The sequence below is a fragment of the Pseudonocardia sp. ICBG601 genome (assembly GCF_020496245.1).
This window is the reverse complement of record NZ_JAHLJA010000146.1, coordinates 1-25728: the sequence shown is the minus strand read 5'-3', so window position 1 is coordinate 25728 and position 25728 is coordinate 1. Positions and strand designations below refer to the sequence as shown.

Genomic DNA, 25728 nt, shown 5'->3' with positions numbered 1-25728 from the left:
GGTCAGCGCGGCGGCACCGCGCTCGACGGCGGCGTCGTGCAGGGCCTGCTCGGCGCGCAGCTGCCCCGGGGCTGCGCGTACTGCGACGACCCGTCTTCACGCAGCAGCTCGTCGGGCAGTCCCTCGGTGGGCTCGTCGCGGGTCAGCTTCACCGCGTTCGGCTCCGCAGCGTCGGCGAGGCCGTCGAGCAGCGCCCGGATCCGGGCCGGGTCGACGTCGAGGTGCCCGGGCAGCGCGTCGGACACGGCGCGCACGAGGTCGGACCGGGACCACGAGGTCCGCTTGTCGCCGAGCGCGGCCAGCGCCCGCTCGACGACGTCGCGCTCCGACCAGGTCGCGGCCGGGCCACCGTCCTGGGCGCGGCCCAGGACCATGGACGCGACCTCCGCCAGCCCGGTGCGGAGTTCGGCGCGGAGCTCGGCGTCCCACCGGTCGAGGCGCTGGGCGGCGGTCTCCCCGTCGTGGGACTTCGACCGCCGCGTCGCCAGGGTCGCCCGCTGGGAGATCCGGGTGCGCTCCAGCGGCGACGGCTCCCGCCCGTGCCGGGCCCGGTAGGCGGCGATCAGGTCGGCGGCCTTCGCGGTGACCGCGCGGCGCCGCGAGGAGAACATGTCGATCACGGCGCGGGGGACGCCGACGACCTCGCGGGCCTTCCCGTCCGGGCGGGTCTCGAACCGCACCCCCAGGGCGCGGGCGAGGTGGGCCTCCATGACCCGCTCGGCGATCGCACCGGCAGCGGCGCGGGCGATGTGCAGCCCGCGCGAGTCCAGGGTCCGCCACGTCCCGTCGGCGCACCGGACCCGGTTGAGGATCGCCTGGTGCACGTGCAGCTGCGGGTCCCGGTCGCGGGAGTCGTGCTGCAGGAACTGGGCGACGACGAAGCCGTGGGCGTCGACCCACCGCCCGGCGCCGCCGCCGTGGTGCCCGGCGCGGGAGTACCCGGCGACGTCCTGCAGGTAGTCGATGCTCGCGCGGGCCCCGGCCATGACGGCGTCCTCGACCGCCTGCTGGTGGGTGGCCCACGCCTCGGCGGCCTCCAGGTCCCCGGCGGCGCGGGCGTCGTTCGCGGCCCGCTCGAACGCCGCCGCCAGCACCGTGACGCTCTTGGGCGCGGAGAACGTGGCGTCGATGAACGACACGGCCTGCCGGGCGGAGCGGTCGGCCTGGGCGCGCAGCTCCGCTCGCCGCTCCGGGCCGGCGCCCGGCTCGCCCGCCACCAGGGCGTCGTACACCTGGTCCGCGGTGCGGTACGCCCGGTGGCCCCGGGCGAGCGGGCGGGCCTCGTCCCACGTCTCCCGCCCGCGGGCGGCCGGGTCCCGCGGGTCGAGCAGCCGGGAGTACAGCGCTTCCATCGTCGTGGCGTCGACCTCGCCCGCCAGGCCCAGCGCTTCGACCCCGGCCCCGTACCAGCGCCCGGCGGGTTCGCCCGCGGCGACGGCGCCGGTGTAGTAGCCCTCCCGGCCGCCAGCGACGGCGTCGGTCAGGTAGCGGGTGTCGTGTCCGGTGGACAGGCTCAGCATCGACTCAGCGCTCCCGCCCGTCGTCGGTCTGACGGGCGTCCGCTGTTGCGTCCCGGACGCAGCCGTTCTCGGCGGCTCGACGGGTGGATGCCGCGCGCAGTCGGTCGACTGACGCTGTCGCGCGGCGGACCTCGGTGTCGATGTCGCTGCCATGTCTGGTCCAGCGGGCGGTCAGCCACCGGAGCACGGCGGCGCGCTGCTCGCTGGCGGCGCCCTGCTCGGTGGCCGGCGCGAGCCCGACGACCCGGTCGATGGTGACGAGGGTGGCGTAGGAGAAGAACCCGTCGCGGGGGCTCGTGCCCGGCTCGGCAACACCGCGGCGTTGAGCGGCCTGCTCGGCGTCGTCGGACATCGACAGGTCCGTGACCTCGACCCAGCCCGACGGGTGCTCGGCGGCTGGCTGCGCGACCTCGTAGAGGTCGCCGCTCGGGCCGATGAACCAGTCGTCGCGCCCGAGCGCGGTCAGCTCGACCTGCTCAGTGTGGACCCGCACGGGCTCGTCGTGGACCGTGACAGTGCGCCCGCCGGCGGCCGGGACGCGCTCCCCCGCGGCGCGCTGCGCGCCGGGCCCGGCAGCCGTGTCGCGGCGCCCCATCTGATCGTGATGCCTTGGTGTGATGGGTCGTTCTGAGGTCTGCTCGTGATCTTGCTGGTGGTCGTTCTGGTCGCTGGTGAGGTCGTTCTCGGTGCTGCTCTGGTGGGTCACGATCGGTGGCTCCTGTCGAGGTACTCGTCGGCGTCGTCGAGCTGCGTGGGGTTGGGGTCGGGGTGGCGGCGGTCGAGGGTCCAGGCGGCGGCGATCTCGGCGGCGGCGTAGCCGAGCGGGACGGCCTGGGGCGGCTCATGGGCGCGTTGCCCGGGCTGATGGAGTGACAGCTCGCAGCCGGTCGTGAGCTTCGCGAGGCGGCGCAGCACGCCGGGCCGGAGACGGTCGTGCCAGTCCCCGACACGGGTCCAGGAGGCGTCGGGGCCGGTGTAGGCGGCGGCGTGGGCGCCGCGTAGCCACAGCAGCTCCTCGACGACGGCGGGGTGCCACATCCAGCACGTCGGCAGCGCGGTCTCGGGGTACTGGAGGAACACCGCGGTGAGCCACTCGCACAGCGCCGCGAGGTCGTCGGCTGCTGCGGCGGGGTCGTCGGCGAGAAGCCACGACCGGACCGCGGGCGGCTTGTCACCGTCCGCTCCGCCGGTGAGGGCGTCGGCGACCCGGGTGAGGTCCCCGGCGAGGGAGTGGAGCTGCCCGGAGAGCTTCTCCACCCGGCGGTCGGTGCGCTCCAGGCCGCGGGCGAGGGCGGTGAGGCGGGCGTCGTCGTCGGTCATGGGCTACCGCCCGGCCCGGGTGTGGTCGCCCGCCGGGCGGGTGGGGGCCGGGATCGCCCGCCCGCCCGGGTGGGTGGCGGGTGTGGTGGGTCGCCCGCCCGGGTGCGGCTGGTCCGCCCGGGTGGCGTCCGCCCGGTGGGTGGCTGTCTCCCGGGTGGCGGTCTCGGCGGCGTCGACGACCGCCCGGGTGGTGCGGGCGTCGACGCGGGCCTGGGCGCGGACGTCGCGGCGCCGCCACGCCATCTGTACCCGTCCGACCGCCGGGGCCATCCCGCGGCGGAACACCACGACGTGCCCGCCCGGGAGGTTCGCCAGCTGCGCCGCGGAGAGCACCGGCACCTTACGCACCGAGCGGGAGGTGACGCGGCCGTGGTCGTCGGTGGTGACGACCGGCTCGTCGCGCTCCCCGGCGAGGGTCGACCAGTAGGTGAGGTCGTCGCGGTCGGCGGTGCCGCCGAACAGGAGCCGCGCGGTGGTGTTGTTCAGGATGACCGCGGCGCGGGCTTCGCCGTAGCGGTCGAGGAGCTGCGCGCGTGACTGGAACGCGGCGAGGATGGTGACGCCGCGCCCGCCCATGTCCGCGGTCCACTGGTGCAGCGGGACGGGACAGATCAGGGCGGCCTCGTCGAGGGCGAGGGTCAGCGGCGGGTCGAGCCGCCCGCCGGGCCGGCTGGCGGCGATGCGGCGGGCCTCGCGGGCGATGTGCCCGGTGAGCGCACACACCAGCGGCGCGGTCTGAGACTCCTCGGCGCCGAGGAGGTAGACGGTGCCGCGGTCGCGGAGCAGCTGAGCGACGTCGAGGGATCGTCCCGGCTCGGCGGCGGCGGCTGCGGCGGGGCGGGCGAGCCAGCCGAGCGCCGGCATGATCGTGGAGGTGATCGAGGACCGGGTGCGGTCGTTGGTGGCGAGGAACTGGGCGGCGTCCTGGACGACGGGGCTGTCTCCGGCGCGGCGCAGCAGCGCGGTCACCCGGGCCTGAGCGGTATCGGGGTCGGACACCCAGTCCAGGACCTCGCGCATCCCGAGCTCGCCGAGGGCAGCGGCGTGCAGCAGCGCGCCGAGGACACGGCGGGCCTGCCCGTCCCAGAACTCGCGGTCACCGCCTCCGCCGGTGCTGGTGGCACCGAGCATGTCCGCGGCGCGTTCGGCGGCGGTGGTGGCGTCGCGGCAGCCGGTGAGCGGGTCGAAGGTGATGGTGGAGGCGAGCCCGCCGAGGCCGGCGGCGTTGAAGATCCCGACCGGTCCGCGGCGAGCGCGCAGGGCGGCGGTGAGGTCGTGCACGTCGGTGCGGGTGGAGGTGACCAGTAGCGCGCCGGGGGCGTCGATGATCCGCCCGGCGAGCCATCCGGTCTTCCCGGTGCGGGGCCCGCCGAAGATGACGGTGACGTCCTCGACGGAGGCGTAGAGCCGGATCCCGGAGGTGCGGCACAGCTCGACGGCGACCTCCCCGATGGGGAGCCGGGCCCGCTGGCGGCGGGTCATGGCCGCGGTGGAGGGCCGAACGGTGGCGGCGCGGCGGCGCATCGCCGGTCCGGACGCGGTTCGGGCGAGGTCGATGGTGGAGGCGACGCCGATCTTGCGGCGGCTGGCGGCGCCCCACCGGGTGACGGTCGCCGAGGTGCGGCCGCGGCGGACCCACCACCACCCGGCCGCGCCGAGGGCGGCCAGGGCGGCGGTGAGAGCGGTCCAGCCGGGTTCGAGGCGGGCGACGCCGATGACGCACCCGCTGGCGGCGGCCATGGCGGCGGCGTGCCACCAGCGGGCGTGCCGCCGGTGCGCGGCCAGGGCGCCGACGGCGCACACCGCGAGGGCGATGAGCAGGGCGCTGGTCTGGAAGTCGGTGGGGACGGGCGGGGTGGTCATCGGGTGGCTCCTGCGGTGGCGTCGGCGCCGCGGTGCTCGGCGAGAAGCTCGCGGGCGGCGTGCTCGGAGATTTCGAGTTCCTTCGCGAGTCGGCGACGGCCGGCGCCCTCGGCGATCAGGCGGGCGGCGTGGTCCTCGTCGACCTCGCTCGCGGGACGAGGCGGCTGCGACACGGAGGGGCGCGCTGGAACGAGCTCGGCGGATGCCCACCAGTCCGGCGGTAGCGGAGGAGGCTCCCGCTCGCCGGGCGACGTGTCCTCGTCCACACCGTCCTCGGTGCTGTCGTCGGCGTCCTCGCGTTCCTGGAAAGCAAGGATCCTGGCGCAGGTCTGCTGGTCGTCGGCTCGATCGGCTGACGGTGTCCGGCTGTCCACGTCGAGCGCGAGGACGGACAGGACGGCCAGCCCGTCGATGGCCAGCGGCGCGAGCACGCACAGGGTCAGCTCGACGTTCCGCAGGACGGTGTCCATCCCGGGCGCGGGCAGCCCCGGGTGGAGCTTCTCGACCTCGGCGAGGAGCAGCGCGGTCGCGTGGAGCCACGACCAGCCGGCGACCACGACGACGACCCCGGACATCGCGAGCGTCCGGACCCACCACTGCACGCCGACGGCCGGGGGCATGACCCGCCACCGCTCGATCGCCAGGACGAGGAGCAGCGGCGTCACGATCCCGGCGACGACAAGGATCGCCGACCCGGTCGACACGCCCCAGGTGATGTTCGCGGCCAGCGACACCGCGAGCGGGGTGACCGCCGCGGCGATCGCCAGCCACGACGGTGCGGCTGTCGCGGTCATCAACGGCCTCCAGGGGCGAGTAGGCGTCGTCGCCGGCCGGAGCCGCCGCAGCCGGGGCAGTCCCGCCACGTTCCGGGGAGGCCGTAGGAGCGGGCCTTCCCCCGGCACAGCAGGCATCGGGCGTTCGGGAACAGCGCCGACTCGCCGAGCAGGGCGAGGAACCCGGCTGCCAGGGCGGCGGCCAGGGTCACCCAGCCGTGGCCGGCGAGCAGCAGCGCCACGACAGCGGCCACAACCGTGGCGAACACCATCACCGGTCCCCGCCGTCGGTTGGGCGCATCGGCTGGGCGGCGCGCCGCCGGATCCGCTTCTCTCGGCGTACGAGGCGGACCGTGAGGTAGCCGCCGATTGCGGCCAGGATCGCGGCCCAGACGCCGAGCTCACCGGCCAGCGCCCAGCCCGTGATCGCCAGGCCGACGAGTAGGAAGGCGGCCGCGAGTAGCGCTTCGACGATTTTCTGGTCGGTCATCGCCGACCACCCCCGCGGCTCGCTCCCTGAACGCACCCGCATGCCCGCCGTTGTGCGGCCTCGTCGCCGCCTTGGACGAACACGTCGATCGCTGTGCTCGCGAACGTCCACCGGGACCGGTGCTGGGGTCTCCCCGCCTGGTCCATCCGCTGGTGGCCGTGGAGCCGGTGTTCGCCCACGAGGCGGCGGACGTTGCTTGGATCCCGGCCGATGCGTTCGGCTGTCTGGCTCGTGGTCAGCCAGGTTCGCTGATCGGTCGCGAGCCGCACCGCGCGGTGCTCGCGGGCCGCCGCGAGCGGGACAGGCTCGTCGAGGTCGTCGAGCGTCGCGGCCTCGAGGTGGCGTCGCTCCTGCGCCTTCACCCAGTGCCGTAGCCCGGTCCGGACGTCGGCGACGTCGAGCGCCATCGCGGCGGCGACCTGCTCGACGGTGGCACCGTGGGCGAGCGCGTCGCGGGCGTCGGCCCACCGCTCGGAGAGCATGCGGCTGGCGATGGCCCGCCCGGTCGCCAGAGCGGCGATTGCCCGCACGGCGAGCCGGTCGCCCGGCTCGGGCGGGTCGCCGCCGAGCCGGGCCTGCGCGAGGCGGGCCCGGTGCTCGTACAGGGAGTCCAGGACGGGCTGGAGGTGCCCGATCCCGTCGAGGTCGGAGGGGCGGCTGGGGAAGTCCACGGGGCAAGGTTCGGTCTGCCTGATGGCGATAGCTGCGGTCACCGGTCGCCCCCGGTGGTCGTGGCCAGCTCGCTGACGTCGCCGCTCAGGTGCTCGAGGTGGGTCGCGACCGCGTGGGCCGTGGCCGGCGCGGTCCGGACCGGGACGATCCCGGCGGCGGCGCAGACATCGCACAGGGTCAGGCACAGCACCCCGAGCACGGTCCCGACGGTGGTGACCGCGAGGTCATCGCCGGGCTGCCCGCACCCGACGCAGATGTTGGCGATCGGGCAGCCGGTGGTGTCGTCGACGTCGAGCGGAAGGGTCGCGGTCATCGCGGACCACCGCCGTCCGGCTGGTCCGCCACCGTGCAGGCGGGCCGACGCACGCACTCAACGGGGGGCACGGCATCGCCGATCGCGCGGGTCAGCTCGTCGCGGAACCGGACCATCTCGCCGACGTCGCCCTGCACCGCGATCGGGCCGCACTGCGCGGTGATCGTGTCGAAGGACTGGCCGGACGCTGCAACCCACTGCTGGCGGCGGCAGGAGATGTCCTCGCCCGGGCTGATCGTCAGGAACGCGGCGCTCACCGCGGGCCTCCCGCAGACGGCAGGTAGACCCACAGGTGGCAGCCGCGGCACTGCGCGAGCGCCCGGTCGTGGGGGTGCGGGTCCATGCTCGCGAATCCGCAGATCAGGGAGTGCACCTTGACCGTGATCAGCGGCAGCCGCTGCGGCGGGGCAAGCACGCTGATCTTGCGGGGCGCCCGGCCGGGCATGGGCGGTCGGGGTTCGCACAGGGGCGGCACCAGGCCGCCGAACTCGTGGCGACGCCGCGCGGGCCGGGTCACCGGGTCACCGCGAGGGGCGTGGCCGCCGGCTGGACGACGATGCCCATGACGATGGTCATGGGGGCGACATCGGCGGAACCGTCGTTCTCTCCGATGAGCACGATCGCGCAGAGTGCGCAGACGGTGCGCGGTCCGATCTCGTCGACGACCGTGATGGGCGTGTCCGGGTCGGTGATTCCGCAGTCCTCGCAGAGGTGTGCGGGCTGGGCGGGGGAGTCGGTGTGCGTCAGGATGGTGGTCACGGGTCGCAACTCCAGTGCGATCAAGTCCCCGGGGCCGGCGTTCGCAGCGCCGCCCGGGGGCGTCCGAGTGGGGGATGAGGCCGCTCGGTGATCGGTGGTGGAGCCCGCGCCCGTGGTCGCAGTGTGGTCGCGCGATGCGTCGTATCAGCGCCGACGCGGGCGCATCCGAGCCACATCACTGGCCACCTGACCAGCGAGGATCGGACTGGGGCGCATCAGCGCCTACATGCTGCCCTTGAAGGAGTTCCAGCGGGTCGGGCTGAACCTGCGTACCTGAGTCACCCCTCGGCGGTCACGGCCGCCAGGAACTCCGCGGCCCGCTCCCGCAGCCCGGCCCGTCGCTCGTCGACGGTCGTGCCGGGGGCGGGCTTGAGCGCGGCCGTCGCCGTCTCGACGCGCACGTGCTCGGCGCAGGCCAGGTCGGCGCAGATGTAGGTGCCGACGGTGTCGCCCTGGCGGCCCTTCGCGCCGCGGCGCGGGGCGGCGAACAGCGCGACCCCGCCGACGGTGTGGGTGGTCCGGCACAGCGCGCACATCGCCGCCGCGCGGGCGGCACCGGTGGCGGCGCGCAGCACGACACCGGCCGGGCCGTCGTCGGTGGGGACCAGCAGCACCCCGCGGTCGGGGGCCTTCGGGTCACGCCAGCCGCGGACGTCGTCGAGCAGGTCGAGGTCCAGGTCGCGGACCCACGCGGGCAGGACCATCCGCGTCGCCTCCCCCTTGGAGCAGTTGGTGAGGGCGCGGCGGATCCGGGTCTCGGTCGGGCTGGTCACGGCGGGCCACGCTAGGCGCCCGTCGCGGCGGGGGTCGAGCGGGTTTCGGCGCGGTAGGTTCGACGGCGACGCCGTCGTCAGCCAGGAGGAGCCCGCCGATGAGCCGCCCCACCGCCGGAGCCGCCATGGGCGGTGGACGAGCCTTCGTCGACGCGACCGGGACCCCGGTGCCGCTGCGCGGACCGGTCGTGCGGGTGGTGGCGACCGACCCCCGGGTGGGGGAGCTGCTGCTGGAGCTGGGCGCGCAGCTGGTCGGCTGCGCGGGGACGCTCGACGGCGTCGACCCGGTCGGTGACGACCGCAGCCCGGACCCGCAGGCGGTGCGGGCGCTGCGCCCGGACGCGATCGTCACCGGGACCGCCGACGGCCGGTACGACCTGGCCGACCCGGCCCTGCTCGGACGGCTGCGCGACATCGCGCCGACGGTCGCCGTCGACCTGGGTCGCCGCGCCGCGAGCGCCGCGGACCTGCGGGCGCTGCTCGGGTCGGTGCAGCCGCCGCCGCTGCGCTCGCGCGGGCGACACGAGGACTGAGGCTCAGCCCGCCAGGACGGCGCGGACCCGGTCGGTGACGGCCGTCAGGTCGTCGCGCACCAGGTTCGACTGCGCGGTGAAGACCGACAGCTGCGACGGGTCCAGCGCGAGCGCCCCGGAGGTCCCCGCGGTGGCGGCGGCGGTGCCGTGGTCGAGCAGCGCGGTCCAGGAGGTCTGCGCGACGGCGTCGGGCACGGCGTCGTAGGCCCGCGCGGCGTCGATGGCGGCCTGCAGCCGCCCGCAGGCGACGGCGAGCGACACCGCGTCCTGACGGCCCGCGGCGTCGGCGACGCGGGTGAAGCCGTCGCCGATCGCGGTGAGGTGGGTGAGCCCGCCGTTGTCGCGCCAGGCGGTCATCGCGACGACCGGGTCCCCGGCCCACAGCCCGGTCCCGGCGGCGGACCCGACCAGCGACGCCGCGACGGCCTGCGGCAGCGGCGGGCCCTGCGGCACCGTCGCGCCGGAGGCGGTCACGCTCTGCGGAGTGGGCAGCGGGGAGGTCGCCGACGGGGTCATGATCAGGCCCGCGGCGGCGATCGCCGCGGTGCCGGTGGCGGCGGCGCACAGGAACACCGGCAGGATCCGGGCCCGGAACGCGCGGGCCCGGGGGACGACCGCGGCCCCGGGAACCGGCTCCGCGGACTCCCGGACCGGCTCCGCGACCGCGGGACCGTCGACGGGGGGCGCGGCGGGTGCCTGCGCCGGGGCGACCGGGGCCGGGGTCCCGCCGAGCAGCCCGGTGGTGCCGAGCGCCCCGAGGCCCAGCGCGTCCACCCCGAGCGCGCCGGTGCCGAGCGTGCCGGCGGCCGGGCGGGTCTCCTGCTCCGGCGCGGACCGCTGGGCGGGGACGAGCGGCGCGGCGGTCGTGGTGGTGGCGCCGTCGACGGCCGGGTCGGCGGGGGTGTCGCCGGTGCCGGTGGTGTGGCCGGTCGGGGTGGTGGCCATCGGGGTGCCTCCAGGTCGTACGGTGCCGTCATCCCCCCATCGGAGCAACCGGGCCTCGCCGTTACGCCGCACCACCTGCGGCCGGTGGGGATCATCAGGATCGACGAGACGGTACGGACGGCGGGTGACCTGGATCGCCCGTTTACCCTGGTCGTGTGCAGACCCCGACCGTCCTCGTCGTGGACTACGGCGCCCAGTACGCGCAGCTCATCGCCCGTCGCGTACGCGAGGCGGACGTCTACTCCGAGATCGTGCCCGCCTCCCTGCCCGTCGCCGAGATCGTGGCCCGCGAGCCCGCCGCGGTGATCCTCTCCGGCGGCCCCGCGAGCGTGTACGCCGACGGCGCCCCCGCGGTCGACCCGGCGCTGTTCGAGGCCGGCATCCCGGTGTTCGGCATGTGCTACGGCTTCCAGGCGATGGCCCGCGCGCTGGGCGGCGAGGTCGCCCACGACGGCACCCGCGAGTACGGCCGCACCGAGGTCGCGCTGACCGGCACCCCCGGCACGCTGCACGAGGGCCTGCCCCGTACGCACCCGGTGTGGATGAGCCACGGCGACTCGGTGACCGCGGCGCCGGCGGGCTTCACCGTCACCGCGTCGACCGACCGGGTCGCCGTCGCCGCGTTCGAGGACACCGACCGGCGGCTCGCCGGCGTGCAGTACCACCCCGAGGTCGGGCACTCGCCGCACGGCCAGGAGGTGCTGCGCCGGTTCCTGCACGACATCGCGGGCATCCGCCCGTCCTGGACGACGGCGTCGATCATCGACGACACCGTCGAGGCGATCCGCGCCCAGGTCGGCGACGGCCGCGCGATCTGCGGGCTGTCCGGCGGGGTCGACTCCGCCGTCGCCGCCGCGCTCGTCCAGCGCGCCATCGGTGACCGGCTGACCTGCGTGTTCGTCGACCATGGGCTGATGCGGTCGGGGGAGCGCGAGCAGGTCGAGAAGGACTTCGTCGCCGCCACCGGTGCGACGCTGCACGTCGCCGAGGCCGCCGACCGGTTCCTCGACGCGCTCGCCGGGGTCACCGAGCCCGAGCAGAAGCGCAAGATCATCGGCCGGGAGTTCATCCGGGTCTTCGAGACGGCCACGGCGGAGGTCGTCGCCGACCACCACGTCGGGTTCCTGGTCCAGGGGACGCTCTACCCGGACGTCGTCGAGTCCGGCGGTGGCGACGGCACCGCGGTGATCAAGAGCCACCACAACGTCGGCGGTCTGCCCGACGACATCGAGTTCGACCTGGTCGAGCCGCTGCGCGCGCTGTTCAAGGACGAGGTCCGGATGGTCGGCGCCGAGCTGGGGCTGCCCGAGGTCATCGTCGCCCGCCAGCCGTTCCCCGGCCCCGGCCTGGGCATCCGCATCATCGGCGAGGTCACCCGCGACCGGCTGGAGACGCTGCGGGCCGCGGACGCGATCGCCCGCGAGGAGCTGACCGCCGCCGGGCTGGACCGCGAGATCTGGCAGTGCCCGGTGGTGCTGCTGGCCGACGTCCGCAGCGTCGGCGTGCAGGGCGACGGCCGCACCTACGGCCACCCGATCGTCCTGCGCCCGGTGTCCAGCGAGGACGCGATGACCGCGGACTGGACCCGGCTGCCCTACGACGTCGTCGAGCGGATCTCCACCCGGATCACCAACGAGGTGTCCGAGGTCAACCGGGTCGTCATCGACGTCACGAGCAAGCCCCCGGGCACCATCGAGTGGGAGTGACCGGGGCCTGACGTAACAGGGGCGGGGCCGATGTCTCGGCCCCGCCCCGGCCAGCCCGGGCCTCGCGGTGTCCGACCCCCGTCGGACACCGCTGCCACGCGGGCGGCGGCGGGTCCGGCGGTGCTCCCCAGCCCGCCGGCTCCCGTGATGACCCTTTAGTCGTCCGATGTGGCCCGGGAGTTACGCACACTCGCCATCAGGAATGCGATCCCCGCCACAACGGCGGTCCCGGCGAGCACCCAGCGCAGGTCGACGACCTCCCACGGGGCGATCCCGAGGACCCCGCAGACCGCCACCAGCAGCGACAGGACCCCGGCGACGAGGGCGAACGGGTCGGCGCGACGGGCGAGCGAGCTATCCACGGGTGACCTCCACGGTTCCCAGCTCGGCCCGCAGGTCGAGCTCCAGCACCCGGCCACCGGGTCCGTCCGGGCCGGGGTCGTTCACGGTCAGGTTCACGTCCTGCCCGGTGCGGGTCTGCCCGTCGACGGTCAGGTCGCCGGTGCCCACCGAGCCGCGGACGAGCAGGTCGGCGTCCCGCGGGACCCGGATCTCCACCGCCCCCGCGCCGACCTCGGCCCGGGTGCGGACGGGCCCGGTCGCGCCGGGCGTCGCGGCGAGGTCGAGGCGGGTCAGGTCGAGCTGGACCGTGCCGGTGCCGCGCCGGTACTCCGGGGCGAGCTCGGCGACGGTCGCGGGGGCCGCGACGGTCTCCCCGATGCCATCGCGCACGGCCCATCCGTCGGGGCCGACGGCGTCGTTGAGCGGGATGGTGGCCGCCGTGACGAGCGCGAGCAGCACCGCGAACGGCACCAGCCAGCGTCCGGCGCGCCGCAGCGCACCGACGACCAGCCCGATCCCGACGACGGCGAGCGCGGCCCCCGGGACGGCCGAGGCCGGCACCGCACCCGGCGCGGCCAGGGCGAGCACCCCTACCATCCCGGCGACGACGAGCGACACGGCCAGCGTGATCGGTGTGAGCTTCGAGCGGGGCGCCGGGGGCGGACCCGGCTCCGGGCCCGGTTCGGGCAGGTCCCAGGCGAACGGCGCGGCGCCGAGCGGGTCCCAGGCCGGTGGCGTCACCTGCGCCACGGTGGGGGCGTGCGGGTCCGCGACCCACGGCACCACGGGTGTCGGCGACGCGGCGGCCTCCCGGGCCCCGGGCCGGTTCCCCCGGGTCACGTGCAGCGCGACGAGCAGCGCGACGGTGACGACGGCGGGGATGACGCGGTCGGCGGACAGCACCAGCGGGACCGCCAGCAGAGCGGCCAGGACCAGCAGCGTCACCGACAGCACGGAGGACGGTCCGCTGCGCGGCGGGACCGGGCTGCCGGGCGGGCCGGCGTCCGGCAGGACCGCGCAGCCCGCCAGGTAGAGCGGGATGCCGGGGCCGACGATCGCGGCGACGACGAACCCCACCCGGACCAGCGTCGGGTCGATCTCGTAGCGGCGCGCGATCGCGGCGGAGACCCCGGCGAGCTTGCGGTCGTCGCGCGGACGCAGGGGCCGGGAGTCCCACATGTCGCGCATGGTGTTCCGGGCCGTCGCCGTCGCCGACGGTGGTCGGCCGCTCCCGGGCAGCTGCGTCTGGTTCATGGCGTCGAGCCTGCCGTCCGGGCGGGCCCCGGCGTCTCGGGGACAACCCCGAGACGACCCCGGTCCCGATCCGGAGGGGATCCGGCGCGGGTCGTGTGACGATGGGGTCGTGAACAGCTCGGACCCCTCGACCGGTACCGCACCGGGGTCGGCGGACGCGCCGACGCGGCCCACCGCCGCTCCGTGGGCGGCCCCGTCGCACGGTGTCGCGCTGCCCGGCACCGCGCGGCCCGGCGCCGCCGCACCCGGGGCGACCGGGCCCGGGGCGGCCGTGTCCGGAGCTGCCGAGCCCGGGGCCGACGGGGGACCGGGGCCGACGGTGCCCGTGCCCGCCGGCCCGGTGCCCCCGCCGTCAGGCGGCACCGTCCCCCCGCGGCCGGCCGGCCCGGTACCGCCGCGCCCCGGTGCGCGCGTCCCGCTGACCCGGCGCCGCTCCGGCCGGATGGTCGGCGGCGTCGCGGGCGGGGTGGCCGACCACCTCGGCGTCGACGTCCGGTGGATCCGGGCGGCCTTCGTCGCGCTGACCCTGCTCGGCTGGGCGGGGGTGCTGGCCTACGGCCTGCTGTGGGTGTTCCTGCGGCAGGAGGCCGCCGTCGTCGAGCGGACCGTCACCCGGTCCGAACGGCTGCAGGCCGCCGGGCTGGTGACGCTGGGGCTGGGGTTGTCGCTGGTCGCGGCGACCTCGGGCTCGGCCGTGCTCGGCTGGATCGCCGGCCCGCTGGGGCTGGCGACGGTCGGTGCGGCCGTCGTGTGGCGGGAGGCCGACGAGGCGCAGCGACGGCGGTGGGCGCGCGACGCCCGCAGCCGCGTCACGGGCGGTCGTGCGGCGCTGGCCCGCACCGTGCTCGGCGCCGCGCTCGTCCTGACCGGGCTGGCGGTGTTCCTGCTCGGCAACCTGGACCTGAGCCAGGTGCGGTTCGGGATCCTCGCGGCGTTGGCGACGCTGCTGGGCGTCGCGGTGCTCACCGTCCCCTGGTGGGTACGGCTGGTGCGCGACCTCGGCGAGGAGCGCCGGGCCCGCGCGGTCGCCGCCGAGCGCGCCGAGATCGCCGCGCACCTGCACGACTCGGTGCTGCAGACCCTCGCGCTGATCCAGCGCCAGTCCGGCGACCCGCGCGAGGTGCAGCGGCTGGCCCGCGGCCAGGAGCGGGAGCTGCGTGCCTGGCTCTACGGGCCGGGCGGGCGCGCCCGGGGCGGCAGCGGCACCCCGGACGCGGTGGAGACGCTGCTGTCGGCGGCGATCACGCGCGTCGCGGGCGAGGTGGAGGACACCTACGCGGTGGCCGTCGGCCCGGTGCTGGTCGGTGACGCCGAGCTCGACGACGACCTGCGCGCCCTGGTGCTGGCGGCGCGCGAGGCGATGGTGAACGCGGCGAAGCACTCGGGGACGTCCGAGGTCGACGTCTACGTGGAGGTCGAGCCGGCCTCGGACGAGGGTCCGGGCGCGGCGGAGGTGTTCGTGCGTGACCGCGGCACCGGTTTCGACCCGGACGCGGTGTCCGACGACCGGCACGGCCTCGCGGACTCGGTGCACGCCCGGATGCGCCGCCACGGCGGCACGGTCCGGATCCGCACCGGGGCCGGCGAGGGTACGGAGGTGCGGCTGTCGATGCCGCTGACGGAGAAGGAGACGGCATGACCACCGCCGACGTGCCGGGGACCCCGGCCGGTCCGGACGACACCGGTATCCGGGTCTACCTGGTCGACGACCACGCGTTGTTCCGGTCCGGCGTGCGCGCCGAGCTGGACCGCGGCGACGGGCGCAGCCCCGTGCTGGAGGTCGTCGGTGAGGCGGGCTCCGTCGACGAGGCGGTGACCGGCGTCGGGCACCTCGCGCCGGACGTGGTGCTGCTCGACGTGCACATGCCCGGCGGCGGGGGCGCGGAGATCCTGCGCCGGGCGCGCGCGGCGGGCACGGAGGCGGTGTTCCTGGCGCTGTCGGTGTCCGACGCCGCCGAGGACGTCATCTCGGTGATCCGGTCCGGCGCCCGCGGCTACGTCACGAAGACGATCTCGGGCCGGGACCTCGCCGACGCCGTGCGACGCGTGCGGGCCGGCGACGCGGTCTTCTCACCACGCCTGGCCGGGTTCGTGCTGGACGCGTTCTCCGACCGGCCGGGTGCGGCACCGCCGGTGGACCCGGAGATCGACCAGCTGACCAAGCGGGAGCGGGACGTGCTGCGGCTGCTGGCCCGCGGCTACGCCTACAAGGAGATCGCGAAGGAGCTGTTCATCTCGGTGAAGACGGTGGAGACCCACGTGTCGAGCGTGCTGCGCAAGACGCAGACGTCGAACCGGCACGAGCTGTCCCGCTGGGCTTCCGACAGGAGGCTCGTGTAGGTCGCGCAGCAACCGGGGCGTGCCGGAAGGACGCCGACACGGCCCCGGTCCCCGCGTGTGCAGGGACCGGGGCCGTCGTCGTCGTGGGTGGGGCGTCAGCCGCCCAGCAGCCCGCCCGCGCCCTTCGTGACGCCGCCGAGCACCCCGCCGACCGGCTCGGTCACGCCGGACAGGGCGCCCCCGACCGGCTCGGTCACCGTGCCGACCACCTGCCCCACGGGCTTCGTGACGGCCTGCAGCGGCTGGGTGGCCTCCGAGGACGAGGAGCCGGTGTCCTCGGTGGCCTTCTTCGCGGAGGTGTCGAGGAGCCCGGTGACGGGCTCGGCGGCCTTCAGGACCGGGCCGGTGAGCGGCTCGGTGCTCTTGAGGACGGGCTCGGTGACCGGCGACAGCGCGCCGAGCACCGGCGTCGTCACCGGCTCGAGGGTGTCGGTGAGGGGCCGGGTGACGGGCTTGAGCGCGTTCGTCACCGGGCGGACGGCCTCGGTCACGGGGGACACGGCACCGCCGAGGGTCTTCCCGACCGGTGCCGCGGCCTGCGCGACCGGGGCGACGACGCCGCCGACGGCGTCCCCGACCGGGCGGACGTTCTCGGTGACGTCCTGGATCGGGCCGGTGCTGGTCCCGCCGCGCGACGGCGGCGTGCCGGTCACGGGCTCGAGGATGTTGCCCGCGGACGGCCGGTCCGGGTTGTTGATGGGGGCGACGATCGGGGCGAGCGGCGAGCCCGTCCCGCCGGAGCCGCGCGGCGCCGGGACCGTCGGCGACGACGGGGACCCGGTGCCCGGGTTCCCGGTCGAGGGCGAGGTGGGCGTGCGGGGCGCGGGGACCGCGACGGCGGGCCCGGCGGCGGTGCCCGGGGTGCGGCCCGCCGCGACGGCCTGCGCCGGCTGCTGCGGACCGAAGGCGACGGCCATCCAGTCGGTGGCGCCGGGGGCGGTGGCGGGCGCGTCCGGCAGCGGCGTGCTCAGTGCCACGTTCGCCGGGAGGTACTGGGCGGGCAGCGTGTCCGGGGTGTCGCCCGCGGTGGGCAGGCCGAAGCCGGGGAACAGCCCGTCGGCGGCGGCGCGCGCGTCGGAGTTCTCGGTGCCGACGCCGTTGTAGAGGGCCGCGCCGAGCACGGAGCCCGCGGCGAGCAGCGCGCCGGCGACCACACCGGCGCGACGACGCCCGGACACCTGGCGGCCGGTCCAGCCGTCGGCGCCGGCCGCGGCGCGGGGCTGCGGGAGGTCGATGTCCGGCCAGCCGCCCGGGGCACCCGCGGCGGCGATGTCTCCGGCCGAGGCGGCGTCGGCGGACGCACCCTCGGCCACCGGGGGACGCCCCTCGCGGCGCAGCAGGTCACCGACGGACAGGACGGGCCCGGTGAGCGGACCCGCACCGTCGGAGGAGGCGTGGGACGCACGCGAGTGACGCGCCAGCAGTTCGGCGACGCTCACCACGTCGCGGGGCCCGGTGGCGCCGGGGGCGCCGGGGAGCGGGGCTCCGGCAGGTGTGTCGGTCACGGCCGCACGTCCTCCTTCGGGTCATTTCGACCCGGGAAGATGTACCGGAAAGAGCCCTTGAACCCCAAGTGATCACACTCCGCTCGTCGCAGGTCACCCGATCGGGTGGTTCCCGTTCATCGGCCGTATCCGACCGCTCGACCTGCTCGTTGCCTCGCAAGGCAACCACTGCGCAAGGGTGCCCCGACCTGAACCCCAGGTGGGGCCCGTGCGGGTGTGTCGCCCTGTGTACTGCGCGTGAATCGCCGAACGGTCGTCACCTCGACGCCGGTCGCGGGATGCGACCGGGTGTCGCACGAGGATCAGCGGCCGCCGAGACGCCCGCGGCCCAGCCGCAGCAGCATCATCGCCAGCTCGCGGCCCTCGGGGCCGAGGTCGGCGAACCGGTCCAGCACCGCCATCTCGCGGCTGTAGACGATGCGCGGCCCGCCCGCGGCCATGCGGGCGGCGCCGATGCGCTTCGAGACCTCGGTGCGGCGGAGGATCGCGTCGAGGATCTCGGCGTCGAGCCGGTCGATCTCCCGGCGCAGCTGGTCGATCTCGGGATCGGCTCCGGTGCGCACCTCGGTGCTCGTGCCGGAGCTCGGCTGCGGGGCTGCGGGGTCGGTCACGGTCATGGTCTCCTCGTCTCGGTCACGGGCCGTCGGGACCGAGGACATGCGAACGCCCCGGGTCCGTCGGACTCCGGGGCGTGCGGGTGGCGTCTGGGCTCAGACGGGCGGCGCAGCGGGAACCGGGGTCCGGTACCCGTAGCGAAATCGCCTGTCGTGTGCCACGCCGCGAGTGTAGACCACCCGGCGCACCGGGCCGCCGTGGTTTCCGGGGACCGGCGACGCCGGAGCGGGGTTGTCGGACCCCCGGCGTACCGTGTTCGACACGATGAGTGCGCTGTTCGAACTCCCCGGAACGGGCCCCGCCGCCGCCGCCGAGCCGACGACGGCCCAGGGCCGCCGCCTGCTCGAAGGCCTCAACGACCGCCAGCGCGAGGCCGTGACGCATGCGGGTTCGCCGCTGCTGATCGTCGCCGGCGCGGGGTCGGGGAAGACCCGGGTGCTCACCCACCGGATCGGCTGGCTGCTCGCCGAGCGCGGGGTGCACCCCGGCGAGGTCATGGCGATCACCTTCACCAACAAGGCCGCGGCCGAGATGAAGGAGCGCGTCGACGCCCTCGTCGGGCGCCGCTCCGGGCCGATGTGGGTGTCCACCTTCCACTCCATGTGCGTACGGATCCTCCGGCGCGAGGCCAAGCACCTCGGCGTGCGCAGCGCCTTCTCCGTCTACGACGCCGACGACACCCGCCGCCTCGTCGGCATCGTCGGCCGCGACCTGGAGCTGGACCCGAAGAAGTTCGCCCCGCGCGCCCTGGCCGCCCAGATCTCCAACCTGAAGAACGAGCTGGTCTCGCCGGACGAGGCCGCCGAGCGCGCCGCCACCGACCACGAGCGGCGCATCGCCGAGGTCTACGGCGTCTACCAGTCGCGGCTGCGCCAGGCGAACGCGTTCGACTTCGACGACCTGATCATGGAGACGGTCTCGCTGCTGGACCGGCTGCCGGCCGTCGCCGAGTACTACCGGCGCCGCTTCCGGCACGTCATGGTCGACGAGTACCAGGACACCAACCACGCCCAGTACGAGCTGGTCCGCCAGCTCGTCGCCCCGGCCACGGCGAACGGGCGCCCCGGCGAGCTGTGCGTCGTCGGCGACTCGGACCAGTCGATCTACGCCTTCCGCGGCGCGAACATCCGCAACATCATCGAGTTCGAGCAGGACTTCCCGGACGCGCGGACCATCCTGCTGGAGCAGAACTACCGCTCGACCCAGACGATCCTGTCCGCCGCGAACGCGGTGATCGCCCGCAACCCGGAGCGGCGGGACAAGCGGCTGTGGTCCGACTCGGGCGACGGCGAGCGCGTCGTCGGCTACGTCGCGGACAACGAGCACGACGAGGCGTCGTTCGTCGCCCGCGAGATCGACCGGCTCGTCGACACCGGCGAGTACCGCAACTCCGACATCGCGGTGTTCTACCGGACCAACAACCAGTCCCGCGTCTTCGAGGACGTGTTCCTGCGGGTCGGGCTGCCCTACAAGGTCGTCGGCGGGGTGCGCTTCTACGAGCGCCGCGAGATCCGCGACGCGCTGGCCTACCTGCGGGTGCTGTCCAACCCGGAGGACACGGTCAGCCTGCGCCGGATCCTCAACGTGCCCAAGCGCGGCATCGGGGACCGGGCCGAGGCCGTCGTCGCCGAGTACGCCGAGCGCGAGCGCACCTCGTTCGCCCGCGCGCTGCGCGCCGCCGCCGAGGAGCCGCAGCGGCTCCCCGCCCTGGCGACCCGCTCGCAGAAGAACATCGCCGGGTTCGTGCGGATGCTCGACGAGCTGCGCGAGCTCGTCGAGCGCGGCGACGACACCGCCGAGGTCCTCGAGGCCGTCTACGCGCGCACCGGCTACCTGGAGGAGCTGCAGGCGTCGGAGGACCCGCAGGACGGCACCCGGATGGACAACCTCGCCGAGCTCGTCACGGTGGCGCGGGAGTTCGCGGGGGACGCCGCCGTCGCGGACCTGGCGTCGGACGGCGGGGCCGCGATCGGGTCCGGCGAGGCGCCCGACGGCGCTGCCCCCGAGGGCGAGGCCGACACCTACGACGACACCCCCGCCGGTGTCCCGGAGCCCGGCTCGCTGGCCGCCTTCCTGGAGCGGGTCGCGCTCGTCGCGGATGCGGACTCCATCCCCGACGACGACTCCGGCGTGGTCACGATGATGACCCTGCACACGGCGAAGGGCCTGGAGTTCCCGGTGGTCTTCCTGACGGGCTGGGAGGACGGGATCTTCCCGCACCTGCGCACCCTCGGGGACCCGAAGGAGCTCGCCGAGGAGCGCCGGCTGGCCTACGTCGGGATCACCCGCGCGGAGAAGCGGCTCTACCTGTCCCGGGCGATCGTGCGGTCCGCGTTCGGGCAGCCCAGCACCAACCCGGCGTCGCGCTTCCTCGACGAGGTGCCCCCGTCGCTGCTCGACTGGCGGCGCACCGAGGAGCAGCTCGCCGCGCAGCGCCCGTCGGCGCCGGTGGGGCGGTTCGGGTTCGGGAAGCGGCCGCAGGCGACCGACCGCGGGAGCTGGAAGGTCCCGGAGCGGTCGCTGAACAACCAGTCGCTGCACCTCGACGTCGGGGACCGGGTCAACCACGACAAGTACGGCCTGGGCACCGTCGTCGCGGCCGACGGCATCGGCCCGCGCGCGACGGTGACGATCGACTTCGGCTCGGGCGGGACGGTCCGGCTGATGCTGATCGGCGGCGTCCCGATGCAGAAGCTGTAGACCTCAGTCGTCGTCGCGGTCCTGCGCCGCGGCCTCGGCCGGGGTCAGCACCTTCACCGACCCGAACGCCCCGACGACGTGCACGTCCACCGTCCGGTCACCCGGCGCGGCGCACGCCGTCGGGCAGGCGGTCGAGCCGAACACGGTGAACCCGGAGACGTCCGCCCGGGTGCCCTCGGGCACCACGACCTCGACCGAGCCGAACAGCAGCACCCCGCCCACCCGCGGGGTGTCGGCGGTGACCCCGATGGTGCGGGACCCGAACACCGTCACGCCGTCGGTCACCGGCAGCACCTGCGACCCGCCCCAGACGGCGGCGACGACCAGCGCGGCCGTGGCCAGGAGCCCGCCGGCGCGCCGCCCGGCGGCCGCGGCGAACTCGCCGGCCGGTGCCGGAGCCGGGAGGGCCGTGGTCGGCGCCTGCTCGACGGCGGCCGTGGGTGCCCCGGCGGTGTCGGCCGGGAGGTCACGGGTCAACGGCTCCAGGTCGGCGCGGGTGCGGGCCGCCCAGGCCTTCGCCGAGCGTTCCTCGTACTCGGGCAGGGACAGCCGTCCCTCGCCGTGCGCGCGCTGCAGCCGGGCGTCGACCGCCCGTCGCTCGCCGTCCCCCACCCGGTACGCCGACTCGTCCGCCACCCGGCCATTCTGGACCGTCCGGGCGGGCCGGGGGAGCGGCGCTCGCCGATCAGGCGTCGCGCGAGCCCGTCGCGGCGGTGACGTCGAGGCCACGCGCGGCCAGCCACGGCAGCGGGTCGATCTTGGTGCCGTCCGGCTCCCACACCTCGAGGTGCAGGTGCGGGCCGGTGGACTGGCCGCGGTTGCCGACCTCGGCGATCTCGTCGCCGGCCTTGACCTGCTGGCCCTCCTGCACGAACGACCGGTTGATGTGGCCGTAGACGGTGCTGGTGCCGTCGGGGTGCTTGAGCACCACCCACATCCCGAAGCCGCTGGCGGGGCCGGACTTCTCCACGACACCGTCGGTCAGGGCGAAGATCGGGGTGCCGATCGGGGCGGCGAGGTCGATGCCCTTGTGCTGCACGCCCCAGCGGGCGCCGAAGCCGGAGGTGAACCGGCCGGCCGTCGGCATGACCAGGGCCTCGCCGTTGTACATGACCGCCTTCGGGGCGCCGTGCGACATCGCGGTCGTCACGGCCCGCTCCAGCTTGGCGGCCTCGCGGCCCATCCGGGCGGCCTTCGTCAGGTTGGCGACGTCGACCTTCGAGGTGGAGTCCAGGTCGGGCAGCGACGCGGCCTGCGCGCTGAGCTGCTCGCCGCCGATCGCGGAGGTGTCCATCGGGGCGGTCGTGTCGGCCGGGCGGGTGTCGCTGGACACCGGCAGCATCGCCGAGGCGGCGAGCCGGGCGTAGGCCTCCTCGACCGAGGCCTCACCGCCCCAGCCGGGCACCCCGAGGGCTCCGGCGACCGTCTGACCGGCCGCGACCAGGGCGCCACCGGCCGCCGCGGCCACGGTCACACGGGTACGCGAGACCATCGGCGGGGGAGCCGGGAGCGCCGGGAGCCGGTGACCGGCCGGCGGCACAGGGGGGAGCGTGCCGGGCCGGGCCTCCGGTCGCGTGGCGCCGCTGGGGAAGCGGTGGCGCGACAAGACTGCCCTTCTGGTGTTCAGGGCGCCGCGGGCCGTTCGGCGGTGATCGTCGGAGTGGGGGCTCCGTCGGGGGATGGCGTCGTTCGGGGCGACACCGATCACCGTGACCGGTCCGTGACGTGGACAACGCGACGGTAACCCGGGCCCCGCCGAGCGGCAACGGCGGCCCGCCGTGCGGTTGCGGACGGTCGTGGATCATCGACGACCGGTCGGGCGGTCGGCGGCGCGACGGCGAACGGAGGATCCCGTTCCCCCTCCCGGACCGGACGCTCAGGCGCCTTCGGCTGTGTTCATGCGCCTTCGGCGGTGTGCCGGCCGACCAGCCGCAGCGACCCGCGCAGCCGCCGGTCGCGCACCCGGTCGTGCTCGCGGCGCTCCGCCTCCCCGCGGGCCAGCGTGCTCGCCACGAAGTGCACCGTGCGCCGGTCCACCGGCAGTGCGAGATGGCCCACGTCGTCGAGCTCCAGCTCGGTGACGTCGAGGTCCGGGTGGCGCAGCCGGGAGTTCCGCTGCGGGACGATGATCTCGTCCATCCGCGACCAGACCACCAGGAACCGGGTCCGGCAGCCGGGGGCCGGTTCGTCCAGCTCACGCAGGATCGCCGAGCCGGGGCAGAGCTGGCGGCACAGCGGCAGCGGCGCGATCCGGGCCAGGTTGCTGCCCGAGTGCGGGCTGCCGAGCGTCGCCAGGGTGTCGACGACGGCGTCGCCCCCCATCCGCTGCACGTAGTAGCGGGCGATCACCCCGCCGAGGGAGTGTCCGACGATGTGCACCCGGTCCGACCCGGTGGCCTCGCGCAGCCGTTCGACGTGGCCGCGCAGCTCGTGCGCCGCGGTGCGGACGTCGTCGGTGAACAGGCTGTAGTTGATGGCGTGCACCACCCCGAAGCCGCGCCGGCGCAGCTCGTGGGCGAACACGGTGAACACCGAGCGGTTGTCCATGATCCCGTGGACCAGCAGGATCGGCGTCCCGGCGGCGGTGGGGTCGGCGACGACCAGGCTGCGCTTGACCGGTGGCAGGCTGTCGGTGCGCCAGTGGCCCTGCGGCCGGACGGTCTCCTCGGCCAGTCCGATCGGGTACAGCGCGAGGTGCGCGGCCAGCCAGGCGCCCTCCAGCGCCAGCCCGCGCAGCCCCGCACGCGAGGTGAAGGTCCGCGCGGCGTAGCCCGCCGCCTGCCCGAGATCGGACGTCGCGGCCGTCACTGTCGACAGCGCCCCGTCGGCGATCGCGCGCAGGCGAGCGCCTCCGGGTAGCGACGTCGCCATGTCCGAAAGGTAAGGCAGGTCACAGGATTCCGCTGTGTCGCGGGACGATCGGTGGCCCCGATCACTCGGTCGGTCGATCTGAATCGAGCACTGCGCCGACGGGGTGACAGCGGTCACCGGCCCAGGTCAGGACCGGTGCGCGCGGCGTGGCTAGGCTCCCCGACGCAGCATCACCGACGTCCGCGACCGCTGCCGCCCGCCACCTTGTGCGGGGCGCGCCCGGAGAACGAGCCGGGGTCGCGCCGGTCGCGGCGAGAGCGAAGTGGAGCGGGAGAGCCGAGTGGACCTCTACGAGTACCAGGCGAAGGACCTCTTCGCCGCGCACGGAGTCCCGGTGCTGCCGGGCCGGACCGTGGACAACGCCGCCGACGCGGCGGCCGCGGCGGCCGAGCTGGGCACCGCCGTCGTGGTCAAGGCACAGGTCAAGACCGGTGGTCGGGGCAAGGCCGGCGGCGTGAAGCTGGCCGAGAACGCCGACGAGGCCAAGGAGAAGGCCGAGGCCATCCTGGGCCTCGACATCAAGGGCCACACCGTGCACCAGGTCCTGGTCACCGAGGCCAGCGACATCGCCGAGGAGTACTACTTCTCCTTCCTGCTGGACCGGTCCAACCGCACCTTCCTGGCCATGTGCTCGGCCGAGGGCGGCATGGAGATCGAGCAGCTGGCCGTCGAGCGCCCGGACGCGCTGGCCCGGATCGCCATCGACCCGATCGCCGGTGTCGACAAGGCCAAGGCCGACGAGATCGTCGCCGCGGGCAAGATCCCGGCCGCCGTCGCCGACGAGGCCGCGAACGTGATCGTGAAGCTCTGGGAGACCTTCGTCTCCGAGGACGCGACGCTGGTCGAGGTCAACCCGCTGGTCCGTGACCCGCAGGACAAGGTGATCGCCCTCGACGGCAAGGTCACCCTGGACACCAACGCCGACTTCCGGCACCCGCAGCACGCGGACCTGGTCGACGAGCGCACCGAGAACCCGCTCGAGGCGAAGGCCAAGGCCAAGGGCCTCAACTACGTCAAGCTCGACGGCGGCCAGGTCGGCATCATCGGCAACGGCGCGGGGCTCGTCATGAGCACCCTCGACGTCGTCGCCTACGCCGGCGAGGCGCACGGCGGGGTCAAGCCCGCCAACTTCCTCGACATCGGCGGCGGCGCCTCGGCGCAGGTCATGGCCGACGGCCTGGACGTCATCCTGGGCGACGACGAGGTCAAGAGCGTCTTCGTCAACGTCTTCGGCGGCATCACCGCGTGCGACGCGGTCGCCAACGGCATCGTCGAGGCCCTCAAGATCCTGGGCGACGACGCGACCAAGCCGCTGGTCGTCCGCCTGGACGGCAACAACGTCGAGGAGGGTCGTCAGATCCTCGCCGACGCGAACCACCCGCTCGTCACCGTGGTGGGCACGATGGACGACGCGGCCGCCAAGGCCGCCGAGCTCGCGAACGCTGGAGCCTGAGACATGTCGATCTTCCTCAACGAGAACAGCAAGGTCATCGTTCAGGGCATCACGGGCGGCGAGGGCACACAAGCACGCCACCAAGATGCTCGCCGCCGGGACGAACATCGTGGGTGGTGTGAACGCCCGCAAGGCCGGGACCACGCACAGCATCGGCGACAAGGACGTCACCGTGTACGGCACGGTGGAGGAGGCGATCAAGGAGACCGGCGCCGACGTGTCGGTCATCTTCGTCCCGCCGAAGTTCGCCAAGGACGCGGTCATCGAGGCCATCGACGCCGAGATCCCGCTGGCCGTCGTCATCACCGAGGGCATCCCGGTGCACGACTCGGCGTACTTCTGGGCGCACGCGGTCGCCACCGGCAACAAGACCCGGATCATCGGCCCGAACTGCCCCGGCATCATCTCGCCCGGCAAGTCCAACGCGGGCATCATCCCGGCGAACATCGCCGGCGCGGGCCGGATCGGCCTGGTGTCGAAGTCCGGCACGCTGACCTACCAGATGATGTACGAGCTGCGTGAGTTCGGCTTCTCCACCGCCATCGGCATCGGCGGCGACCCGGTCATCGGCACCACCCACATCGACGCCCTCGAGGCGTTCGAGGCGGACCCCGAGACCGAGGCCATCGTGATGATCGGTGAGATCGGTGGCGACGCCGAGGAGCGCGCCGCGGACTTCATCAAGGCCAACGTCACCAAGCCGGTCGTCGGCTACGTCGCGGGCTTCACCGCCCCCGAGGGCAAGACGATGGGCCACGCCGGCGCGATCGTGTCCGGCTCGGCCGGCACCGCGCAGGCCAAGAAGGAGGCCCTCGAGGCCGCCGGTGTCAAGGTCGGCAAGACGCCGTCCGAGACCGCCGCGCTGATGAAGGAGATCCTCTCCGCCTGATCGGAGAGCGGATCGCACGTCCGACGCGCGGGCCCCGGGAACTTCCCCGGGTGCCCGCGCGTCGTGCTGTGTGCTCCAGGTGCGCCTCACCC

Annotated in this window: 27 protein-coding genes and 1 pseudogene; 7 read left to right on the top strand and 21 right to left on the bottom strand. The window is 75.1% G+C overall.

The window, feature by feature from the left end; all coding sequences use genetic code 11:
• Positions 1 to 2 precede the first annotated feature (2 nt).
• The 13 genes from mobF to KPL57_RS27855 all read right to left on the bottom strand — a co-directional run bounded on the left by mobF (position 3) and on the right by KPL57_RS27855 (position 8483).
• Positions 3 to 1520: a MobF family relaxase gene (gene mobF / locus KPL57_RS27915; RefSeq protein WP_226353757.1), complete on the bottom strand. Its 1518-nt coding sequence runs from the start codon at positions 1518 to 1520 to the stop codon at positions 3 to 5.
• A gap of 4 nt (positions 1521 to 1524) precedes the next feature.
• Positions 1525 to 2115, bottom strand: coding sequence for a hypothetical protein (locus KPL57_RS27910; protein ID WP_226353756.1), 591 nt, complete (start codon positions 2113 to 2115; stop codon positions 1525 to 1527).
• 107 nt (positions 2116 to 2222) lie between these two features.
• The gene (locus tag KPL57_RS27905) at positions 2223 to 2840 is read right to left on the bottom strand and encodes a hypothetical protein (protein ID WP_226353755.1); all 618 of its coding nucleotides are present in this window, start codon (positions 2838 to 2840) and stop codon (positions 2223 to 2225) included.
• 3 nt (positions 2841 to 2843) lie between these two features.
• Positions 2844 to 4703 (bottom strand): type IV secretory system conjugative DNA transfer family protein, encoded by a 1860-nt coding sequence (locus KPL57_RS27900; RefSeq protein ID WP_226353754.1) that lies wholly within the window; start codon positions 4701 to 4703, stop codon positions 2844 to 2846.
• Positions 4700 to 5497: a hypothetical protein gene (locus tag KPL57_RS27895; RefSeq protein WP_226353753.1), complete on the bottom strand. Its 798-nt coding sequence runs from the start codon at positions 5495 to 5497 to the stop codon at positions 4700 to 4702. The genes KPL57_RS27900 and KPL57_RS27895 overlap by 4 nt, the downstream gene beginning before the upstream one ends.
• Positions 5497 to 5748 carry a hypothetical protein gene (locus tag KPL57_RS27890; RefSeq protein WP_226353752.1) on the bottom strand — a complete coding sequence of 84 codons (252 nt, stop codon included), beginning with the start codon at positions 5746 to 5748 and terminating at the stop codon, positions 5497 to 5499. The genes KPL57_RS27895 and KPL57_RS27890 overlap by 1 nt, the downstream gene beginning before the upstream one ends.
• Entirely contained in the window at positions 5748 to 5966 is a 219-nt protein-coding gene (locus KPL57_RS27885) for a hypothetical protein (protein WP_226353751.1), read from the bottom strand. Before KPL57_RS27885 ends, KPL57_RS27890 begins: the two co-directional genes overlap by 1 nt.
• Positions 5963 to 6637: a hypothetical protein gene (locus tag KPL57_RS27880; RefSeq protein WP_226353750.1), complete on the bottom strand. Its 675-nt coding sequence runs from the start codon at positions 6635 to 6637 to the stop codon at positions 5963 to 5965. Before KPL57_RS27880 ends, KPL57_RS27885 begins: the two co-directional genes overlap by 4 nt.
• A 38-nt stretch (positions 6638 to 6675) precedes the next feature.
• Positions 6676 to 6951, bottom strand: coding sequence for a hypothetical protein (locus KPL57_RS27875; RefSeq protein WP_226353749.1), 276 nt, complete (start codon positions 6949 to 6951; stop codon positions 6676 to 6678).
• Positions 6948 to 7208, bottom strand: a complete 261-nt coding sequence (locus KPL57_RS27870; protein WP_226353748.1) for a hypothetical protein — start codon at positions 7206 to 7208, stop codon at positions 6948 to 6950. Before KPL57_RS27870 ends, KPL57_RS27875 begins: the two co-directional genes overlap by 4 nt.
• Positions 7205 to 7468 (bottom strand): hypothetical protein, encoded by a 264-nt coding sequence (locus tag KPL57_RS27865; RefSeq protein WP_226353747.1) that lies wholly within the window; start codon positions 7466 to 7468, stop codon positions 7205 to 7207. The genes KPL57_RS27870 and KPL57_RS27865 overlap by 4 nt, the downstream gene beginning before the upstream one ends.
• Positions 7465 to 7710, bottom strand: a complete 246-nt coding sequence (locus tag KPL57_RS27860; RefSeq protein ID WP_226353746.1) for a hypothetical protein — start codon at positions 7708 to 7710, stop codon at positions 7465 to 7467. Before KPL57_RS27860 ends, KPL57_RS27865 begins: the two co-directional genes overlap by 4 nt.
• Before the next feature lie 278 nt (positions 7711 to 7988).
• Positions 7989 to 8483: an FBP domain-containing protein gene (locus tag KPL57_RS27855; RefSeq protein WP_226353745.1), complete on the bottom strand. Its 495-nt coding sequence runs from the start codon at positions 8481 to 8483 to the stop codon at positions 7989 to 7991.
• A 98-nt stretch (positions 8484 to 8581) separates the two neighbouring features.
• On the opposite strand from KPL57_RS27855, the gene KPL57_RS27850 reads away from it, so the two are divergent.
• The gene (locus tag KPL57_RS27850; RefSeq protein ID WP_226353744.1) at positions 8582 to 9016 is read left to right on the top strand and encodes a hypothetical protein; all 435 of its coding nucleotides are present in this window, start codon (positions 8582 to 8584) and stop codon (positions 9014 to 9016) included.
• Between the two features lie 3 nt (positions 9017 to 9019).
• Here the strand turns inward: KPL57_RS27850 and KPL57_RS27845 are convergent, their stop codons facing one another.
• Positions 9020 to 9961, bottom strand: a complete 942-nt coding sequence (locus KPL57_RS27845) for a hypothetical protein (protein ID WP_226353743.1) — start codon at positions 9959 to 9961, stop codon at positions 9020 to 9022.
• Positions 9962 to 10116: 155 nt separating this feature from the next.
• Between KPL57_RS27845 and guaA the strand changes: the two genes are divergently transcribed.
• Positions 10117 to 11667 (top strand): glutamine-hydrolyzing GMP synthase, encoded by a 1551-nt coding sequence (gene guaA / locus KPL57_RS27840; RefSeq protein WP_226353742.1) that lies wholly within the window; start codon positions 10117 to 10119, stop codon positions 11665 to 11667.
• A gap of 155 nt (positions 11668 to 11822) precedes the next feature.
• On the opposite strand, the gene KPL57_RS27835 is transcribed toward guaA, so the two are convergent.
• Both KPL57_RS27835 and KPL57_RS27830 read right to left on the bottom strand, forming a co-directional pair.
• A complete protein-coding gene (locus KPL57_RS27835) occupies positions 11823 to 12029 on the bottom strand; it encodes a hypothetical protein (protein WP_073576424.1) in 207 nt (68 codons plus the stop codon).
• Positions 12022 to 13263, bottom strand: coding sequence for a PspC domain-containing protein (locus KPL57_RS27830; protein ID WP_226353741.1), 1242 nt, complete (start codon positions 13261 to 13263; stop codon positions 12022 to 12024). Before KPL57_RS27830 ends, KPL57_RS27835 begins: the two co-directional genes overlap by 8 nt.
• 325 nt (positions 13264 to 13588) lie before the next feature.
• On the opposite strand from KPL57_RS27830, the gene KPL57_RS27825 reads away from it, so the two are divergent.
• Both KPL57_RS27825 and KPL57_RS27820 read left to right on the top strand, forming a co-directional pair.
• A complete protein-coding gene (locus KPL57_RS27825; protein WP_374203805.1) occupies positions 13589 to 14902 on the top strand; it encodes a PspC domain-containing protein in 1314 nt (437 codons plus the stop codon).
• Positions 14899 to 15603 (top strand): response regulator transcription factor, encoded by a 705-nt coding sequence (locus tag KPL57_RS27820; RefSeq protein WP_226353739.1) that lies wholly within the window; start codon positions 14899 to 14901, stop codon positions 15601 to 15603. The genes KPL57_RS27825 and KPL57_RS27820 overlap by 4 nt, the downstream gene beginning before the upstream one ends.
• A gap of 95 nt (positions 15604 to 15698) precedes the next feature.
• Here KPL57_RS27820 and KPL57_RS27815 read toward each other — a convergent pair whose 3' ends face one another.
• Both KPL57_RS27815 and KPL57_RS27810 read right to left on the bottom strand, forming a co-directional pair.
• Positions 15699 to 17108 (bottom strand): hypothetical protein, encoded by a 1410-nt coding sequence (locus tag KPL57_RS27815; RefSeq protein WP_226353738.1) that lies wholly within the window; start codon positions 17106 to 17108, stop codon positions 15699 to 15701.
• Between the two features lie 302 nt (positions 17109 to 17410).
• Entirely contained in the window at positions 17411 to 17725 is a 315-nt protein-coding gene (locus tag KPL57_RS27810; protein ID WP_226353737.1) for a chorismate mutase, read from the bottom strand.
• Positions 17726 to 17987: 262 nt separating this feature from the next.
• Here KPL57_RS27810 and KPL57_RS27805 point away from each other — a divergent pair, with 262 nt between their 5' ends.
• The gene (locus tag KPL57_RS27805; RefSeq protein WP_226353736.1) at positions 17988 to 20423 is read left to right on the top strand and encodes a UvrD-helicase domain-containing protein; all 2436 of its coding nucleotides are present in this window, start codon (positions 17988 to 17990) and stop codon (positions 20421 to 20423) included.
• Positions 20424 to 20426: 3 nt separating this feature from the next.
• Here the strand turns inward: KPL57_RS27805 and KPL57_RS27800 are convergent, their stop codons facing one another.
• The 3 genes from KPL57_RS27800 to KPL57_RS27790 all read right to left on the bottom strand — a co-directional run bounded on the left by KPL57_RS27800 (position 20427) and on the right by KPL57_RS27790 (position 23294).
• Positions 20427 to 21059 carry a DUF1707 domain-containing protein gene (locus KPL57_RS27800; protein WP_226353735.1) on the bottom strand — a complete coding sequence of 211 codons (633 nt, stop codon included), beginning with the start codon at positions 21057 to 21059 and terminating at the stop codon, positions 20427 to 20429.
• Between the two features lie 49 nt (positions 21060 to 21108).
• Entirely contained in the window at positions 21109 to 21897 is a 789-nt protein-coding gene (locus KPL57_RS27795; RefSeq protein WP_226353734.1) for a M23 family metallopeptidase, read from the bottom strand.
• 422 nt (positions 21898 to 22319) lie between these two features.
• Complete coding sequence (locus tag KPL57_RS27790; RefSeq protein ID WP_226353733.1) at positions 22320 to 23294, bottom strand: triacylglycerol lipase; 975 nt, start codon at positions 23292 to 23294, stop codon at positions 22320 to 22322.
• Between the two features lie 262 nt (positions 23295 to 23556).
• On the opposite strand from KPL57_RS27790, the gene sucC reads away from it, so the two are divergent.
• On the top strand, positions 23557 to 24747 hold the full coding sequence (gene sucC / locus KPL57_RS27785) for an ADP-forming succinate--CoA ligase subunit beta (RefSeq protein WP_301549002.1): 1191 nt from the start codon (positions 23557 to 23559) through the stop codon (positions 24745 to 24747).
• A gap of 3 nt (positions 24748 to 24750) precedes the next feature.
• Positions 24751 to 25636: pseudogene (gene sucD, locus KPL57_RS27780) on the top strand (succinate--CoA ligase subunit alpha).
• Positions 25637 to 25728 lie beyond the last annotated feature (92 nt).

Coding starts and splice junctions, on each gene's coding strand:
- KPL57_RS27805 (WP_226353736.1), top strand. CDS start 17,988: ATGAGTGCGCTGTTCGAACTCCCCGGAACGGGCCCCGCCGCCGCCGCC.
- KPL57_RS27900 (WP_226353754.1), bottom strand. CDS start 4,703: ATGACCACCCCGCCCGTCCCCACCGACTTCCAGACCAGCGCCCTGCTC.
- KPL57_RS27820 (WP_226353739.1), top strand. CDS start 14,899: ATGACCACCGCCGACGTGCCGGGGACCCCGGCCGGTCCGGACGACACC.
- KPL57_RS27810 (WP_226353737.1), bottom strand. CDS start 17,725: ATGACCGTGACCGACCCCGCAGCCCCGCAGCCGAGCTCCGGCACGAGC.
- KPL57_RS27875 (WP_226353749.1), bottom strand. CDS start 6,951: ATGACCGCGACCCTTCCGCTCGACGTCGACGACACCACCGGCTGCCCG.
- mobF (WP_226353757.1), bottom strand. CDS start 1,520: ATGCTGAGCCTGTCCACCGGACACGACACCCGCTACCTGACCGACGCC.
- KPL57_RS27905 (WP_226353755.1), bottom strand. CDS start 2,840: ATGACCGACGACGACGCCCGCCTCACCGCCCTCGCCCGCGGCCTGGAG.
- KPL57_RS27910 (WP_226353756.1), bottom strand. CDS start 2,115: ATGGGGCGCCGCGACACGGCTGCCGGGCCCGGCGCGCAGCGCGCCGCG.
- KPL57_RS27845 (WP_226353743.1), bottom strand. CDS start 9,961: ATGGCCACCACCCCGACCGGCCACACCACCGGCACCGGCGACACCCCC.
- KPL57_RS27885 (WP_226353751.1), bottom strand. CDS start 5,966: ATGACCGACCAGAAAATCGTCGAAGCGCTACTCGCGGCCGCCTTCCTA.
- KPL57_RS27830 (WP_226353741.1), bottom strand. CDS start 13,263: ATGAACCAGACGCAGCTGCCCGGGAGCGGCCGACCACCGTCGGCGACG.
- KPL57_RS27890 (WP_226353752.1), bottom strand. CDS start 5,748: ATGGTGTTCGCCACGGTTGTGGCCGCTGTCGTGGCGCTGCTGCTCGCC.
- KPL57_RS27895 (WP_226353753.1), bottom strand. CDS start 5,497: ATGACCGCGACAGCCGCACCGTCGTGGCTGGCGATCGCCGCGGCGGTC.
- KPL57_RS27790 (WP_226353733.1), bottom strand. CDS start 23,294: ATGGCGACGTCGCTACCCGGAGGCGCTCGCCTGCGCGCGATCGCCGAC.
- KPL57_RS27850 (WP_226353744.1), top strand. CDS start 8,582: ATGAGCCGCCCCACCGCCGGAGCCGCCATGGGCGGTGGACGAGCCTTC.